The sequence below is a fragment of the Nocardia sp. NPDC001965 genome (assembly GCF_053594175.1).
Window position 1 is genome coordinate 1 of record NZ_JBSFDZ010000099.1, and the last position, 1,218, is coordinate 1,218.

The following is a 1,218-nucleotide window of genomic DNA, read 5'->3' on the forward strand; positions in this document are numbered from 1 at the left end:
TGAAAGCCAACCCATCGGCCACGTTGATGGTCGCCGCGACTACGGCCACCGACGTACTTCTGACCGAGGTCACCGCCACCCGGAGAATCGAACTGAAGCGCATGCGCCGCAGGCGCGAGTCTCGAGGCCTGAACGGCGAGACCGAGGGGGCCTCAACCCCGCGCGCGCCAGCGCGCCAAAACACAGCACCTTCGCGAGCCTCAGCGCGCCGAAAACACTCCTTGCCCCAATATGCTCGCCCACGTATATTCGTAGGCGAGTAAGGAGGGTGTATGGCGAAGAAACGCAAGGTAGGCAATCTGCTGGCCCTCGCGGTCCTCGCGGTGATGCAGGACGAAGCCATGCACCGCTACCAGATCGCGGCTCGCCTGCGCGAGTACGGCAAAGACCGCGATCTGGATATCAAGTGGGGTTCGCTGTACACGGTTGTGCAGAACCTGGCGAAGGCCGGTTTTCTCGAGGTGGTCGGCAGCGAACGGGAGGGCGCGCGGCCCGAACGGGTGATCTACCGGATCACTGGAGCCGGGCGCGCTGAACTCCTCGACTGGACCCGGGAGCTGATCGCCGAACCGGAGCCGGAACCGGGCCGCTTCGTGGCGGGGCTCTCGATCCTGTCGGTGCTGCCGCCGGCGGAGGTGGCCGAGCTGCTGGGCCGCCGGCTCGCCGTGCTCGACGAGCAGATCGCGCAGGTGAAGGCGGAGTTCGCCGAACTCTCCGGAACCCTGCCCCGGCTTTTCCTCATCGAATCCGAATACGGGCTGGCCGTGCTGGAGGCGGAAGCCGAATGGTCTCGATCGCTGCGTACCGAGCTGCTCGAGGGGACATTCCCCGACCTGGCGGAATGGCAGGCGTGGCATCGCGGCGGGCCCGGCGTGGACAGCGCTCGGGCCCGTGCCTATGTGGAGGGGGCTGATACGACGAGCGATCGGTGAATCGAGAACCGGGCTCGATGGAGGTGCGGCAACACCACCATCGAGCTCGGGTTACCGTCTCGGACCGTGCCCGCGCGAACGCACACCCGGCCACGAGTTTGGCAGAACACAGGATAACCGGGTGAATGCGAGACGGGGCGGTTCGGCAAGGAAACGGTCCGGACCCCTGGATGAGGGGTCGCGGACCGGGCGGCGGCACCTCGGGGGCGTGGATTTCATCGCACTGTCGTTTGTGCGGTCGCCGTCGGATATCGAACTCGTCCACGACGTGATGGACCGGGTGGGC

The 1,218-nt window shown here is 66.5% G+C and carries 1 protein-coding gene; it reads left to right on the top strand.

The window, feature by feature from the left end; all coding sequences use genetic code 11:
* The first annotated feature begins 272 nt into the window (after positions 1–272).
* Entirely contained in the window at positions 273–932 is a 660-nt protein-coding gene (locus ACWCPQ_RS35025; protein ID WP_449907476.1) for a PadR family transcriptional regulator, read from the top strand.
* The last annotated feature ends 286 nt before the right edge of the window (positions 933–1,218 follow it).

Coding starts and splice junctions, on each gene's coding strand:
- ACWCPQ_RS35025 (WP_449907476.1), top strand. CDS start 273: ATGGCGAAGAAACGCAAGGTAGGCAATCTGCTGGCCCTCGCGGTCCTC.